Genomic DNA, 14,372 nt, shown 5'->3' with positions numbered 1-14,372 from the left:
CCTGATATTTCACCGTCACAAGCCTCTACTATCTGCTCATCAGTCGTTATCGAGGAATCACGAGATGAGCACTTCCTATCATGTTGCTGTCATCGGCCTGGGGGCCATGGGCATGGGCGCCGCCCGCTCCTGCCTGCGGGCAGGGCTCACCACCTACGGCATCGATCTCAGCGAGCAGGCCCGCAGCCAGTTGCAGCAGGCCGGTGCCGCCGCCGTCATGGCCGATGCCAGACCTCTGGCCGAGACGCTCGATGCTGTGTTGTTGCTGGTAGTCAACGCCACCCAGGTGCGCCGCATCCTGCTCGGCGAAGCGGGGCTGGCTCGCCACCTCAAACCGGGCACCGCCATCATGGTCTCTTCCACCATTGCGGCCGAAGAGGCGAGCGCCCTGGCCGCCGAGCTGGCGCTGATGGGATTGCCGATGCTGGATGCGCCGGTTTCCGGTGGTGCCATCAAGGCCGATGCCGGCGAGATGACGGTGATGGCCGCAGGCTCCGACGCCGCCTTCGACAAGCTGGCCCCGGTGCTGGATGCGGTGGCCGGCAAGGTCTACCGGGTCGGCAGCGAGCCGGGCCAGGGCAGCACGGTCAAGATCATCCACCAGCTGCTGGCCGGGGTGCACATAGCCGTCGCCGCCGAGGCCATGGCCCTGGCCAGCCGGGCCGGCGTGTCCCTGGATCTCATGTATGACGTGGTCACCCATGCCGCCGGCAACTCCTGGATGTTTGAAAACCGCATGCCCCGGGTGCTGACCGGTGACTACCAGGCCCGCTCCGCAGTGGACATCTTCGTCAAGGATCTCACCCTGGTGGCGGACACCGCCAAGGCGCTGCGCTTCCCGCTGCCGCTCGCGAGCACGGCGCTGAACATGTTCCTCGGTGCCAGCAACGCGGGCCACGGTCTGGAAGATGACAGCGCCGTCATCAAGATCTTCTCAGGCATCACCCTGCCGGGTCAGGAGGAGCAAGCATGAAACTCGGAGTCATCGCAGACGACTTCACCGGCGCCACCGACATCGCCGGTTTCCTGGTGGAGAACGGCCTCTCCACCATCCAGTTTGCCGGCATCCCGGCAGAGGCGGATTTGACCGGGGTCGACGCCGTGGTGATCAGCCTCAAGAGCCGCTCCTGCCCGGCCGATGAGGCAGTGCGCGACTCCCTGGCGGCCCTCGACTGGCTCAAGGCCCGCGGCTGCCCGCGCATCTACCAGAAGTACTGCTCCACCTTCGACAGCACGGCGGCGGGCAACATCGGCCCCGTCACCGACGCCCTGCTGGCGGCGCTTGGCCAGCACTTCACCCTGATCTGTCCGGCCCTGCCGGTAAACGGTCGCACCGTCTATCAGGGCAACCTCTTCGTCGGCGCCCAGCCGCTCGCCGAGTCCGGCATGCGCCATCACCCCATCACCCCCATGACCGACAGCAACCTGCTGCGGCTGATGGAGGGGCAAGCCCAGGGCCGCGCCGGTCTGGTGCCGTTCAATACCATCGCACAGGGTCCCGGCGCCATTGCCGACGCCTTTGAGCAGCTAACGCAAGCGGGTGTGCGCTACGCCGTGGTCGACACCCTGACCGAGCAGCACCTGCTGGACATCGCCACCGCCGCCCTCGACATGCCCCTGGTGACCGGCGGATCCGGCCTCGCCATCGGCCTGGCCCGTCAGCTTGGGAGCGGCGATCTGCAGGGTGCCCGCGAAGCGGGCTGGCCCAGAGGCACCCGCACCGCGGTGCTGTCGGGCTCCTGCTCCGAGATGACCAACCGTCAGGTGGCCCGCTATCGCCAGCACGCCCCTGCCCTGGCGCTGGATGTGGTGCGCTGCCTCGAAGAGGCCGACTACCCGGCCGAGCTGGCGCGCTGGGTACTGGACCAGCCCCTCACCCCGGCGCCGCTGGTCTACGCCACCACCAGCCCGGCAGAGCTGGCCCGCATTCAGGAAACCCACGGCCAGCAGGCGGCCAGCGACGCGGTGGAACACTGCTTTGCCCGCCTCGCCCAACTGCTGCAAGGCGCCGGCGTGGACCGCTTCATCATCGCCGGTGGCGAGACCTCGAGCCGGGTCACCCAGGCCCTCGGCGTCAAGGCGTTCCACATAGGCCCGCAGATCGCCCCCGGTGTGCCCTGGGTGCGGGCCATCGACGCCCCCCTGTCGCTGGCCCTCAAGTCCGGCAATTTCGGGAGCGACGACTTCTTCGACAAGGCTCAGGAGTACTTCCATGACTGAACAGGCACTGCGCGACACTATGGTGATGCTGGGGGCCTCCCTCTTCCAGCGCGGTTATGCCACCGGGGGCGCCGGCAACCTCTCCGCCCTGCTACCGGACGGCACCCTGATCGCCACCCCGACCGGCTCCTGCCTGGGACGGCTCAGCGCCGACAGGCTCTCTCACGTCAACCTGCAGGGGGAACACCTGGGGGGAGATCGCCCCTCCAAGGAGGTGGCCTTCCACCTTGCCATCTACCACAACAATCCGGACTGCCGGGCCGTGGTACACCTGCACTGCACCCACCTGACCGCCCTCTCCTGTCTGGAGGGGCTGGATCCGGCCAACGTCATCCGCCCCTTCACCCCCTACTACGTGATGCGGGTCGGCCAGTTGCCGCTCATCCCCTACTACAAGCCGGGGGATGCCCGCATCGCCGAGGAGCTGGGGCGCCGCGCTCCCGAAGGCAACGCCTTCCTGCTTGCCAACCACGGCCCCGTGGTGACGGGCAAGGATCTGGTGGATGCGGTCAACAACATGGAAGAGCTGGAGGAGACGGCGCGCCTGGCACTGATGCTTCATGGCCACTCCATCCGCTACCTGAGCGAACCCGAAATTGATGAATTGAGGAGGATGAAACCATGAGCAAGTTTGCCGCCAATCTCACCATGCTGTTTACCGAGCTGCCGTTCCTGGAGCGCTTCGCCGCCGCCCGTGAGGCAGGCTTCGAGGCGGTGGAGTTCCTGTTCCCCTACGAGTGGCCGGCCGCCGAGCTGGGCCGCCTGCTGCGCGAACACGGCCTCTCCCAGGCTCTGTTCAACATGCCGCCGGGCAACTGGGGGGCGGGGGAGCGCGGCATGGCCGCCATCCCGGGGCGGGAGGCAGAGTTTCGCGCCCACCTGCCCAGCGTGCGTGACTACGCCCTGGCGCTTGGCTGCACCAAGGTGCACGCCATGAGCGGCATAGTCGACCCGGCACACAGCCTGGCAGCCCACCGCCAGACCCTGATCGAGAACATCCGCTTCGCCGCCGACTTCCTGGCCGCAGACGGCATCAAGGTGCTGCTTGAGCCTCTCAACAATCGGGACGTGCCCGGCTACTTCCTGGCCCACCAGCTCGATGCCCTGGCCCTGGTACAGGAGATAGACAGACCCAACGTGGGGGTGCAGCTCGACCTCTACCACGCCCAGATCATGGACGGGGATCTCACCCGTCTCATCGGCAAGCTGGGACCGGCCATCGGCCACGTCCAGATAGCCTCGGTACCGGATCGCCACGAGCCGGACGAGGGGGAGATCGCCTACCCCCACCTGTTCAAGGTGCTGGCGCAGGCGGGCTACCACGACTGGATTGGCTGCGAATACAACCCCAGAGCCGGCACCCGGGAAGGGCTGGGCTGGCTGACACAACAATAAGAAACACAACCTACACATGAACGAGTCTGAGGATAACGAGATGCAAATCATCATCACCGGCGGCGGTGGCTTCCTGGGCCAGAAACTGGCCCGGGCCCTGCTGCAAGGCCCCCACCCCTTCACCGAGCTGCTGCTGGTGGACATCCAGCAGCCGCAATCCCCCCTGCCGGATCCCAGGGTGCGCTGCCTGAAGGCCGACCTCACCGAAACCGGTGTCGCCGAGTCCCTGATCAGCGAACGGACCACAGTTGTCTACCACCTGGCCGCCATCGTCAGCAGCCACGCAGAGCAGGACTTCGATCTGGGTTGGAAGGTCAATCTGGACACCACCCGCACCCTGCTGGAGGCCTGCCGCCACACCCGCCCCGGCATCCGCTTCGTCTTCACCAGTTCGCTCGCCGTCTATGGCGGCCCGCTGCCTGAGCTGGTGAACGATGGCACCGCGCTCACCCCGACCTCCTCCTATGGCGCCCAGAAGGCCATGGGGGAGCTCTTGGTCAACGACTACAGCCGCAAGGGCTATGTGGATGGCCTGGTGCTGCGCCTGCCCACCATCTGCGTGCGGCCGGGCAAGCCGAATCGCGCCGCCTCGTCGTTCGTCAGCAGTATCATCCGCGAGCCGCTGCAAGGGGAGAACGCCCTCTGCCCGGTGAGCCCGGAACTGCGTCTCTGGCTCTCGAGCCCCGCCACCGTAGTCGCGAACTTCCTGCTGGCGGCCAGGCTCCCCGCCACCGGTGACGCCCGCAGCATCAACCTGCCCGGCATCAGCGTCACCGTCGGCGAGATGCTGGAGGCCCTCGCCCGGGCCGGTGGTCAGGCGGCCCGGGATCGGGTGCAGTTTGCCGCCGATCCGGCCATCGAGCGCATAGTCGCGAGCTGGCCGGGACGCATCGACAACCAGCGGGCCAGCGCCCTCGGCTTCGCGGCAGACAGGACGTTTGCCGACATCATCGACAGTTTCATCACCCATGACATGCAGGAGGCATCATGAGCGACATCCCTACCCCCATCATCGGCCTGGTCATCGCCGTCTTCGTACTGGTATTCCTGGTGGTCCGCACCCGGGTGCACGCCCTGATCGCCATGCTGGCGGCGGCCTGCATCGCTGGGATCACAGGCGGCATGAGCATCGACAAGACCCTCACCGTCATCACTCAGGGCTTTGGCTCCACCCTCGGCAGCATCGGCATCGTCATCGGCCTCGGGGTCATGATGGGCCGCCTGCTTGAAGTCTCCGGCGCCGCCGAACAGATCGCCTACAGCTTCATCAAGTGGCTCGGCAAGCGCCGCGAAGAGTGGGCACTGGCCATCACGGGCTACATCGTCAGCATCCCCATCTTCGTGGATTCCGCCTTCGTCATCCTCTATCCGGTGGCCAAGGCGCTGGCGAAAAGCGGCAAGCGCTCCCTGCTGACCCTGGGGGTCGCCCTGGCGGGGGGCCTGGTGGTCACCCACCATACGGTGCCGCCGACCCCGGGGCCGCTCGGTGTTGCCGGTCTGTTTGGCGTGGACATAGGCGCCATGCTGCTGATGGGCATGGCCCTGGCCATCCCCTGCGTGCTCGGCATCGTCTTCTACGCCCAGTGGCTCGACAAGAAGTACCCCGAGTTCGGCGCGAACGCAGCCCAGACCCCGAACGAGCTGCAAGCTACCTATGAGCAGTACCTCAAGGAGAAGGAAGGCAAGACCCTGCCGAGCCTGACCCTGTCGCTGCTGCCGATCCTGGTGCCCATCGTACTTATCTTCGTCAAGGCCATCTTCACCACCCTCGCCACCCTGGAGGGGATGGACGGCCTGATGGCGAATCCCCTGGTGCAGGGCATCAACTTCATCGGCACCCCCATCATAGCGCTCGCCATCAGCGTGCTGCTGGCGGTCTATACGCTGGTGCCGCACATGGACAGACACGCCACCGCCGCTCGCCTCGAAGAGGGGCTGCAATCGGCCGGCATCATACTGCTGGTCACCGGTGCTGGCGGCGCCCTGGGTGCCGTGCTGCGCGACAGCGGTGCGGGCCAGCAGCTCGCCGAGCAGATCGCCCAGTTGCCCATCTCCCCCATACTGATCCCCTTCATCGTCGCGACCCTGGTGCGCCTCATCCAGGGCTCAGGCACTGTGGCCATGGTGACGGCGGCCTCCATCTCCGCCCCCATACTGGCGCAGATCCCCGGGGTCAACATGCTGCTGGCGGCTCAGGCTGCTACCATGGGGTCGCTCTTCTTCGGCTACTTCAACGACAGCCTGTTCTGGGTGGTCAACCGTATGATGGGGATCTCGGACGTCAAGCAGCAGATGATCGTCTGGTCCATCCCGACCACCATCGCCTGGGCCATCGGCGGCACCGGCGTCGCCCTGCTGAACCTGGTATTCGGCTCCGGCGGCACCTGGTTCGACCCCGTGCTGCCGCTGCTGGTGCTGGCGCTCATCGTCTGGTACGTCAGGGGCCAGTCCCTGGCACCGGCGGCCAGTGCAGTGCCGAGCCGGGAGTCATAACCCGCAGCGTCATGGCAACGCTGTGTGACGAGGGCCAGTCTGCTAGACTGGCCCTCTTTTTATTCATCTTGCAAAGGAGTGTTGGATGTCTGCTTCTTCCTGGTGGGACAAGTCCACCGGTTTTGCGCTGCTCACCATCTTGCTGTGGGCCTCGCTCGCTGCCCTCACCTCTCGGATCACCAGCGTGTCACCGCTGGTGCTGGTGGGACTGGTGCTCTTCTTCTGTGGCGCGGGTGCCCTGCCGTTCTGGCGCCAGTGGCGCGCCAGCCCCCTCACCTGGCTGGTGACCATCACGGCGCTGCTGCTCTATCACCTGCTGCTGTTCATGAGCTTTCGCCACGCCCCCGTGCTGGAGGCGAACCTCATCAACTACCTCTGGCCCCTGTGCATCATACTGTTCACCCCATTGTTGCTGCCGGGCCACCCCCTGAGCCTGCACCATCTGCTGGCCGGGGCCCTGGGCCTTGCGGGCTCGGTGCTGGTGATGGTCGATGGTCGGCTGCAACTGCAGCAGGCTCATCTACCGGGCTACCTGCTGGCGCTCGGCGCCGCCATCGTCTGGGGCGCCTATTCCGTGCTCTCCCGCCGTCTGCCCCCCGCCCCCGCCGTGGTCACGGCCGCCGCCTGCCTGCCCGCAGGGCTGCTGGCGCTGCTGCTTGCCTGGGGGCTGGAGGGGCCGCTACCCTTCGACCAGATCCCGCAGGCAGACTGGCTGCTCATCGCCGGGCTTGCCCTCGGCCCCATGGGGGCGGCTTTCGTCACTTGGTATCTGGCGCTGCGGGACGGGGATCCCCGCCGCATCGGGGCGCTCGCCTACCTCACCCCCTTGCTGAGCACCCTGCTGCTGGTCTGGCTCAACGGTGAGCAGCTCACCCCGCGCCACCTGCTGGCGGGGGCTCTCATCATGGGCGGAGCCCTGCTCGGTTTGCTGGTGAAAACACCCAAGACTCGGCCAGTGGCAGAGCCACTGTCATAAAAACGCCATCAGGCCTGCTTAAGCTCACGCCCATTGCGTGGTTCAAGCAGGACTCTGATGTGAAAATTGCTCATTATGCCTCCCTCTCCTCCCTCGTACTGCTGCTGGTGGCCGGCGTTCAGGCCACCGCCCTGTTTCACGGCTGGCAGCAGTTCAATCGGGCCGAACAGGCCCAGCGCCAGCAGGAACGCCTGCAACAACAACTGAGCGGCCCCCTGCAGGGGGCGCTTCGCGACTACCTCGGCAGCGGCGATCCCCTGCGCCTGGCCGAAGCCCAGGGAGTGCGCCAGCAGGCGCTCTCGCTGCTGGCGCAGCAAGACGGGTCGCAAACCAGTCCGCTGCGTGCCCTGCTCGAACAGATGGGGGCACGCATCGAGGGCGACTACCTGGCGGCAGGCAAGCTCTCCGGCAACAGCCAGTGGCTGCTGCAAAACGCAGAGAACGAGCTGAGCACCCAGGCCCGGGCGCTGCTGCGTTACGGCCAGCAGGGTGCTGACCTGGATCCGGCCAGCGCCGAGGCCTACCGCCAGGGGGCCGCCGACATACTGGCGACCCTGCCCGCCCTCGCCCACCAGCGCCAGAACTACATGGAGCAGGCGAGCGCCAAGCGCCTCGAAGGATTGCAGTTCGAACTCGCCGCCCTGCAAAAGCAGGCGGACGCGCTGACGGCCCTGCCGAGTCTGAACCTCTTCGAGGAAGCCGCCGCCGATGAGTTCACTCTGGGGGAGCCGGTGCGCAAGGAGCTCGGGGAGCTGCCCAAAGCCGAGCTGACCTCCCTGCTAAAACGCTATCCCATGGAGCTGGAGAACAGCCGCAAGGCGCTGCAACAGCAGCAGGCTGCCCGTCAGATGGTACAGCAGGACATCACACAGCTGCTGCAGGCCGGTGAGCAGTTGGGGGAGCAGCTTGCCGCCGCTCGTCAGACGATGAACCGGGAGCTCGCCACCGTGCTCGGCTCCCTGGCGCTCTGTCTGGTGGTGGTCGCCCTGCTGTTTGCCCTGGTGCAGCGCCGCTGGCTGGTCAGGCCCCTGCTGCGACTGCGGGCGGCCTTCCTGCAGCTCGATGCCACCGGGCAGGCGCAGTTGCTGGCAACGGGGCGCGAGCGCAACGAACTGGCCGACATAGTCGCGAGCTACAACCGCCTGATCCAGCGCCTGCAACAGGATCAACAGCAGAAGGCGGGGCAGCTCTCGAGCGTCTCTTCCAGCCTGCAGGAGATGGTGGAGCAGGTGCAGGAGATCCACCACAGCACCCGCACCACCGAGCAGGCGGTGGATGAGAGCGACACCATGATGCAGGAGCTCAATCAACTTGCCGGCGAGGTGCACCAGGTCGCCGCCGAGATAGCGGAGCACGCCCAGCACAATGAGCACTCCATGAGCCAGAGCGAGCTGCTGGTGGGGGGCATGCTGGCGGCCACCGCCCAGACCGGGCTCGCCATCGACGAGAGCAGCGGCGCCCTGGCCCAGCTGACCCGCTCGGTGGAAGATGTGACCGCCATCGTCGACGTCATCGGCCACATCTCACAGCAGACCAACCTGCTGGCGCTCAACGCCGCCATAGAAGCGGCCCGTGCCGGTGAGCAGGGACGCGGCTTCGCGGTGGTCGCCGACGAGGTGCGCCACCTCTCCGCCGACACCCAGCGCTCCCTCGGCCAGATCACCGAGATCCTGGCGAGCCTCACCCAGGCAGGAGATCAGCTCGCCACCGTGCTGGCCCGCATCACCGCAGAGGCAGCCGCTCAGCGCCAGCAGGCCGAACAGTTGCGCCAGACCACCCAGACGGTGCGGGAGATGGCGCGCAGCACCGCCGTCATCGCCCTGCAGGGGGCCGACAACGCCAGGAGCCAGGAGCACAGACTCGCCAGCTTCGCCGCCCTCATCGGCCGCATCAGCCAGCACGCCCGCCAGGGCAGCCGCCTCTCGGTGCAGGTATCGGAGCACATCCACCACCAGGCCCAGCAGATCCCCCGGATCCTGAGTCAGGCCTGAGTCGCCCTCCCCCCTAACAGGCCGGGCCCCCTTGAGACGCCCGGCCTGTTCCCTGATATGCCCGCACCCGGTTAACCCCCTCCGTCCCTCGCGCCCATGACCCCTCGGGGGAGCCTGCTCGACGCGCCGAGCAAGAGACACAACCCCGACAAGGGTGAATATCTTTTTTTGTGACACAAAATTATATGTTGCCGTCAGGTTAACAAAGAAAGTTCTGCATCCGCGTCCAGATCCCTTCCGGTTAACGGGAAAAACCACCTGAAAACGCTCTCATTACCGACACGAGCGGGCTGGGAGTGCCCACACCAAGAATCATGATTATTTGCACTCGGTCATATTTTTGAAACTTGGCGGGAACTTCATGTTGATATTTCGCACCGCGAACGTACTCTTGGTGGTGTCAGATCGCCAAGGATCGAGACCTAAAAAATAATGACTGTAAAGATGCAGATTGCCCTTCAGTGATGCGCCAAGGCATCCGGGCATATGGGCACAACACAGAACAATTTCTTTTGCCCTACGGGGTGTTGATTGCAATGCCAATACCGAGTGGCGGGCGCCTGCCCGACTGCCGGAAAAAAAGCTAAGTCCATAAAATCAGGAGCAATAACAAATGGAAAAAGTGATCTTCAAGCGCGCCTCTTTGAGTGCCGCCGTGGTTGCGGCGCTGCTCGCCCCCGGCATGGCATCCGCGGCTCAAGACATGATGAGCCCGGAATATGGCAAGTCCTACAGCGCCTTCATCGACGAAGGCAAGCTGACAGGCGGCCTGTTCTACTTCCAGCGCGAGCGTGATCGCGTCCAGGCCGGCCCCGGTCAGGACGGCAAATACCACTCCAACCTGAGCCATGCCACCACCCAGGCAGCCCTGAACTACAACTCCGGTTATGCCTGGGGCATGGTCGGACTGGATGTCGGCGGCTTTGGCGCCTATGACCTGGCCGTTGACGAGAGCAACGGGGTCAACGAAGAGAACGAGTTCTCCTTCTGGGGCGACCAGTGGGGCTCAGGTGGTGACGGTGTTCCCGAGAATGGCTTCAGCCTCTCCACCGCCGCCCTGAAATTCAAGTTCGGTGACGCTGTCACCGCCAAGGGTGGTTACACCCAGCTCTATGTACCCGGCATCCTCGGCGTCAACTGGTCCTATCAACCCGGTACCTACCGCGGTGGCCAGATCGAAGGCACCTTCGGTGGCCTCTACCTGACCTACGCCATCGCCGATGAGTACAAGGCGCCTTGGTTCAAGAACACCGCCGGCTTCTCCAAGAGCAACCCCTATGCCAGCGATCCCTTCACCGATGCGAACAAGATCGACTACATCCACGGTCTGGCAGCCCGTTACACCTTCGAGAACGGCACCGCCATCACAGGTGGCTTCGGTCAGTCCGAAGGCTACATGGACAGCTACCACTTCAAGCTGGCTCACAAGTTTGACGTGCTGGGTGGCCTGAACACCAGCTACCAGTTCTACGGTTCCGACACCGAGAACGAAGACTATGACGGTCTGGCATGGCAACAGGCCCTGACCGCCAGCTGGGCAGCCGGTCCCTATGCCTTCCGCCTGGAAGGCCTCTACACCAAGGCCGAAGGGGATCTGGGCAACTACCTGCCCCGTCTGACCCGTGGCTACGGCAACTCCCAGGGTGCGAACGAGATCTGGTGGGATTCCCGCTCAGACTGGAACCACAACGAAGAGAAGGCCGTCTTCTTCGGTACCACTCGTACCCTGGATGATCTGGTCGGTGCTCCGGGTTGGGCCGCCGGTGTCTCCGGTGCCTACGGTTGGGATGCCAACAATGGCGACGGCACCCTGGAGCCGGGCAAAGAGTGGGCCGTCAACTTCGACGTCATGTACACGGTGCAGGACGGCAAGCTGAAGGGCACCCTGTTCAAACTGCACTACACCGATTACAACAACGAGCAGGACGACAAGGGCAGCTGGTACTACCCGAACATGTTCAGCTCCGAGCATGACGTCAAGTTCCACATCATCATGCCGTTCACCATCATGTAATCAGGCATCTGTTCTGATCGAAAACCGGGCCACGTGGCCCGGTTTTGTTTTTGGTGGCACTCGGGCTACCATGCCCACTTCGGCCCAGTGCTGGCCGCCAATCAGGATGATCTTCATGCCCCACCCCTTCGTGCTTATCACCGGCTGCTCCAGCGGCATCGGCCTCGCCGCCGCCAATGCGCTCGGCGCCCACGGCTTCACCGTGATCGCCTCCGCCCGCAAGGCCGAGGATGTCGCCCAGTTGCAGCAGCAGGGTCTGCTGGCGGTGCAGCTGGATCTGGCGGACACCGCCAGCATAGAGCGGGGGGCGGCAGAGGCGCTGGCCCTGGCCGGGGGGCGCCTGTTCGGGCTGTTCAACAACGGTGCCTACGGCCAGCCCGGCGCGCTGGAAGACTTGCCCACGGAGGCGCTCAAGGCGCAGTTCAACACCAATCTGTTTGGCTGGCACCATCTCATTCGTCAGGTGCTGCCGGCCATGCTGGCCGCAGGCGAGGGGCGGATAGTGCAGAACAGCTCGGTGCTTGGCCTGGTGGCCATGAAGTATCGCGGCGCCTACAACGCCAGCAAGTTCGCGCTGGAAGGCTACACCGACACCCTGCGCCTCGAACTCGAGGGCAGTGGCGTGCACATCAGCCTGATCGAGCCCGGCCCCATCGACACCCGGTTTCGCGCCAATGCCCGCGACGCCTTCGTGCGCCACATCGATCCGGCCCAGAGCCGCCATCAGGGTGCCTATCGCCAGACCCTGACCCGGCTGGAGAAAGAGGGCTCAACCAGCGGCTTCACGCTGCCGAGCGAGGCCTGCATACCGCCGCTACTGCACGCGCTCCAGAGCAAACGCCCCAGGCATCGATACCCGGTCACCCTGCCCACCAGGTTGTTCAGCATATTGCGTCGCCTGTTGCCGAGCCGCTGGCTTGACCGGATCCTCGGCAAGTCGGCCTGATCCCCGCCCGAACACGTTCATCTGCTCAGTAGTGCTGGCCATTGCTGTAGTAGGCGCTCTTGACGATGGGCAACACCTGCACCACCACGTAGATCTGCTCACCCAACACCGCCTTGAGGTGACGGGTGATGAGGGCGGCGGCGGCATCCTGCACCTCCTGCGGGCGCTCGAACCAGACCAGCTCTACGAAGGGAAAACCGGCGTCGATCGCACCGTCCCTCACCTGGGTGCTGGCAACGCACTCCAGGGTGACGAACTCCGGCTTGCCGCCAGTCAGGGCGCAGAGATCCGCCATCAGGGACGTGCTTATCTGCTGCAGGGTGTCGACAGAAACTGCCCGAAAACGAAGGTGGGGCATGGGAAACCTCTTGGCTGTGACAAATGAGGACTTATCATAGAGCACTCATCCCGCTCACATAAGGTGCCTCATGAGATTCCATCGCACGCTGCTTCCCTTCCTGCTGTGCCTGCTGCTACCGCTGCACGCCTTTGCCGACCCGGCCTTCTACCGCATCAGCAAGGGCAACGAGCAGCACTGGTTGCTGGGTTCCATCCATGCGGGCAAACCCTCCCTCTATCCCCTGCCGGATCCCATCGAGCGCGCCTGGCAGCAGAGCCACGCCCTGGTGATGGAAGTCGACATGACCCACATCAGCCAGGCGCAGTGGCAGGAGATGGGGGCCATCACCCGGCTGGTGGATGGCAAGACGCTCAAGGATCACCTGCCCATCGATCTCTACCGGCGCACCCTGATCGCCGCCGGCCAGAACGGCCTCAACGAGAGCATGCTGGCGCCGCTGCGTCCCTGGTTCGCGGCCATCACCCTGACCCAGGCCGCGCTGGAGCGCACCGGTTACCGCGGTGAATTCGGGGTGGATCAGCACTTCGCCAGGCGGGCGAACGACGGCGGCAAACCCATCATCGGATTGGAGACCCTGCTGGAACAGCTTGGCTATCTGGCGAGCGTCGGTGACAACCAGACCCTGATGCTGGAGAGCACCCTGGATGAGCTGCCGAAGCTTGAGAAGGGGTTCACCGAGGTCATGGCGGCCTGGCAGAACGGGGATCAGGCCACCCTGATCAACCTGCTCAAAGAGGAGATGGCACCGCCCAAGCTGCAAGCCTGGCTGGAGCAGACCCTGCTGGCGGAGCGCAACCGCAACTGGGTCAAGAAGTGGCCCGGCCTGCCAAACGAGAGCTTTATCGTGGTAGGGGCCCTGCACCTTTACGGCGAGCAGGGCCTGCTCGCCCTGCTGGAGCAGCAAGGCTGGCGCATCACGCCGCTCACCGAACCCGCAGCGGCAAACTAAGTCTGCCAGACAGGCGTCCTGTCACCGGGCAGGGCGCCGGGTGCGAGGCCGCTCACAGAATTCGCTGCCGATTAAATAACCACAAAGGGAGTTGATCGAGATCATCTCATCACTCCCAAAGAGGTATTTATCATGCCTGTCATCGCGCAATGACAGGAGTGGACGAGATGGAATTCTGGATGAACCTGATGTTCGGCAACAGCGTGGGGCTGATGTCCATGCTGGTGATTATCGGCACCTTCCTGCTGATCAGCGCCTACGCGGTCTATTTCATCTACAAGGTGATGCACGCAGAGCCGCCGAAAGAGGGTCAATAACCCGGCGCGACACCAGGTGCGGGCCCCTTAGCCCGCCGCGCCGCGCCATTCTAAGCACGGGTCAGGCTCGCTATAATGCCCCCTCATTCTCATGCGGGGAGCCTGCCGTGTCTCATAACGACGAACTCTCACTGTTCCTGCAGGAAGTGGCCGACGTGCGGCCGCTGCGCAGCGACCACATAGCCCCCAATGCGGGCAACAGCCTGCCGACCGAGGCGCAACTCGCGCGCCGGGAAGCCGCCACCGCCGAACAGCTCGCCCTGGATCACCTCGGCACGGAGGCGGTCGAGATGCTGGATCCCCACGACATCGTCGGCTTCAAGCGCGACGGCGTGCAGGAGGGGGTCTACAAGAAGCTGCGGCTCGGCAAGTACGAGCTGCAAGGCTCCCTCGACCTGCACCACAAAACCATCAACGAGGCGCGAACCGCCCTGGTGCAGTTCATCCAGGAGTGCGAGGTGCGGGACATCCGCTGCCTGCTGATCCTGCATGGCAAGGGGGAGCGCAGCACGCCGCGCGCCCAGCTCAAGAGCCATGTCAGCGCCTGGTTGCCGCAACTGCCTGCGGTGATGGCCATGCACAGCGCCGAGCGTCGCCACGGCGGCAGCGGCGCGCTCTATGTGCTGCTGCGAAAGAGCGAGCGCAAGAAGACCGAGAACCGCGAACGTCACCAGAAGCGCCTCGGCTGACCGCCTGAGGGTGGCCCCCGC

Annotated in this window: 14 protein-coding genes; 13 read left to right on the top strand and 1 reads right to left on the bottom strand. The window is 65.0% G+C overall.

From position 1 onward, the window contains the following. The first annotated feature begins 64 nt into the window (after positions 1–64). The 10 genes from ltnD to ACB039_RS11575 all read left to right on the top strand — a co-directional run bounded on the left by ltnD (position 65) and on the right by ACB039_RS11575 (position 12,035). Entirely contained in the window at positions 65–973 is a 909-nt protein-coding gene (gene ltnD, locus ACB039_RS11620) for an L-threonate dehydrogenase (protein ID WP_371165726.1), read from the top strand. After that, a complete protein-coding gene (otnK, locus tag ACB039_RS11615; protein ID WP_371165725.1) occupies positions 970–2,220 on the top strand; it encodes a 3-oxo-tetronate kinase in 1,251 nt (416 codons plus the stop codon). Before ltnD ends, otnK begins: the two co-directional genes overlap by 4 nt. Then, on the top strand, positions 2,213–2,845 hold the full coding sequence (locus ACB039_RS11610; protein ID WP_041214644.1) for an aldolase: 633 nt from the start codon (positions 2,213–2,215) through the stop codon (positions 2,843–2,845). Before otnK ends, ACB039_RS11610 begins: the two co-directional genes overlap by 8 nt. Continuing rightward, positions 2,842–3,615, top strand: coding sequence for a 2-oxo-tetronate isomerase (gene otnI, locus ACB039_RS11605; protein ID WP_270823297.1), 774 nt, complete (start codon positions 2,842–2,844; stop codon positions 3,613–3,615). Before ACB039_RS11610 ends, otnI begins: the two co-directional genes overlap by 4 nt. 40 nt (positions 3,616–3,655) lie before the next feature. Beyond that, positions 3,656–4,606 carry a D-erythronate dehydrogenase gene (gene denD / locus ACB039_RS11600; protein WP_043132055.1) on the top strand — a complete coding sequence of 317 codons (951 nt, stop codon included), beginning with the start codon at positions 3,656–3,658 and terminating at the stop codon, positions 4,604–4,606. Then, positions 4,603–6,108 (top strand): GntP family permease, encoded by a 1,506-nt coding sequence (locus ACB039_RS11595; protein ID WP_270823295.1) that lies wholly within the window; start codon positions 4,603–4,605, stop codon positions 6,106–6,108. The genes denD and ACB039_RS11595 overlap by 4 nt, the downstream gene beginning before the upstream one ends. Before the next feature lie 85 nt (positions 6,109–6,193). Continuing rightward, entirely contained in the window at positions 6,194–7,084 is an 891-nt protein-coding gene (locus ACB039_RS11590; protein WP_182786171.1) for a DMT family transporter, read from the top strand. Positions 7,085–7,143: 59 nt separating this feature from the next. After that, positions 7,144–9,075, top strand: coding sequence for a methyl-accepting chemotaxis protein (locus tag ACB039_RS11585; RefSeq protein ID WP_182786173.1), 1,932 nt, complete (start codon positions 7,144–7,146; stop codon positions 9,073–9,075). A gap of 613 nt (positions 9,076–9,688) precedes the next feature. Then, on the top strand, positions 9,689–11,089 hold the full coding sequence (locus ACB039_RS11580) for an OprD family outer membrane porin (RefSeq protein ID WP_371165724.1): 1,401 nt from the start codon (positions 9,689–9,691) through the stop codon (positions 11,087–11,089). A gap of 115 nt (positions 11,090–11,204) precedes the next feature. Then, on the top strand, positions 11,205–12,035 hold the full coding sequence (locus ACB039_RS11575) for an SDR family oxidoreductase (RefSeq protein ID WP_043132046.1): 831 nt from the start codon (positions 11,205–11,207) through the stop codon (positions 12,033–12,035). A 25-nt stretch (positions 12,036–12,060) separates the two neighbouring features. Here ACB039_RS11575 and ACB039_RS11570 read toward each other — a convergent pair whose 3' ends face one another. After that, positions 12,061–12,393, bottom strand: a complete 333-nt coding sequence (locus ACB039_RS11570) for a DUF1904 family protein (protein ID WP_270823291.1) — start codon at positions 12,391–12,393, stop codon at positions 12,061–12,063. 70 nt (positions 12,394–12,463) lie between these two features. On the opposite strand from ACB039_RS11570, the gene ACB039_RS11565 reads away from it, so the two are divergent. The 3 genes from ACB039_RS11565 to smrA all read left to right on the top strand — a co-directional run bounded on the left by ACB039_RS11565 (position 12,464) and on the right by smrA (position 14,351). Next, positions 12,464–13,345 carry a TraB/GumN family protein gene (locus tag ACB039_RS11565; protein WP_371165723.1) on the top strand — a complete coding sequence of 294 codons (882 nt, stop codon included), beginning with the start codon at positions 12,464–12,466 and terminating at the stop codon, positions 13,343–13,345. 167 nt (positions 13,346–13,512) lie between these two features. Further along, entirely contained in the window at positions 13,513–13,662 is a 150-nt protein-coding gene (locus ACB039_RS11560) for a DUF3149 domain-containing protein (RefSeq protein ID WP_081805766.1), read from the top strand. Positions 13,663–13,769: 107 nt separating this feature from the next. Beyond that, entirely contained in the window at positions 13,770–14,351 is a 582-nt protein-coding gene (gene smrA / locus ACB039_RS11555) for a DNA endonuclease SmrA (RefSeq protein WP_268433585.1), read from the top strand. Positions 14,352–14,372: the final 21 nt, after the last annotated feature.

It is taken from the genome of Aeromonas sp. S2(2024) (assembly GCF_041402505.1).
In the GTDB taxonomy this organism is placed as follows: Bacteria; Pseudomonadota; Gammaproteobacteria; order Enterobacterales; family Aeromonadaceae; genus Aeromonas; species Aeromonas media.
This window is presented reverse-complemented; position numbering and strand designations above follow the sequence as displayed.

Excerpts from the sequence above, each read along its gene's own strand:
- ltnD (WP_371165726.1), top strand. The coding sequence starts at position 65 with ATGAGCACTTCCTATCATGTTGCTGTCATCGGCCTGGGGGCCATGGGC.
- otnK (WP_371165725.1), top strand. The coding sequence starts at position 970 with ATGAAACTCGGAGTCATCGCAGACGACTTCACCGGCGCCACCGACATC.
- ACB039_RS11610 (WP_041214644.1), top strand. The coding sequence starts at position 2,213 with ATGACTGAACAGGCACTGCGCGACACTATGGTGATGCTGGGGGCCTCC.
- otnI (WP_270823297.1), top strand. The coding sequence starts at position 2,842 with ATGAGCAAGTTTGCCGCCAATCTCACCATGCTGTTTACCGAGCTGCCG.
- denD (WP_043132055.1), top strand. The coding sequence starts at position 3,656 with ATGCAAATCATCATCACCGGCGGCGGTGGCTTCCTGGGCCAGAAACTG.
- ACB039_RS11595 (WP_270823295.1), top strand. The coding sequence starts at position 4,603 with ATGAGCGACATCCCTACCCCCATCATCGGCCTGGTCATCGCCGTCTTC.
- ACB039_RS11590 (WP_182786171.1), top strand. The coding sequence starts at position 6,194 with ATGTCTGCTTCTTCCTGGTGGGACAAGTCCACCGGTTTTGCGCTGCTC.
- ACB039_RS11580 (WP_371165724.1), top strand. The coding sequence starts at position 9,689 with ATGGAAAAAGTGATCTTCAAGCGCGCCTCTTTGAGTGCCGCCGTGGTT.
- ACB039_RS11575 (WP_043132046.1), top strand. The coding sequence starts at position 11,205 with ATGCCCCACCCCTTCGTGCTTATCACCGGCTGCTCCAGCGGCATCGGC.
- ACB039_RS11570 (WP_270823291.1), bottom strand. The coding sequence starts at position 12,393 with ATGCCCCACCTTCGTTTTCGGGCAGTTTCTGTCGACACCCTGCAGCAG.
- ACB039_RS11565 (WP_371165723.1), top strand. The coding sequence starts at position 12,464 with ATGAGATTCCATCGCACGCTGCTTCCCTTCCTGCTGTGCCTGCTGCTA.
- ACB039_RS11560 (WP_081805766.1), top strand. The coding sequence starts at position 13,513 with ATGGAATTCTGGATGAACCTGATGTTCGGCAACAGCGTGGGGCTGATG.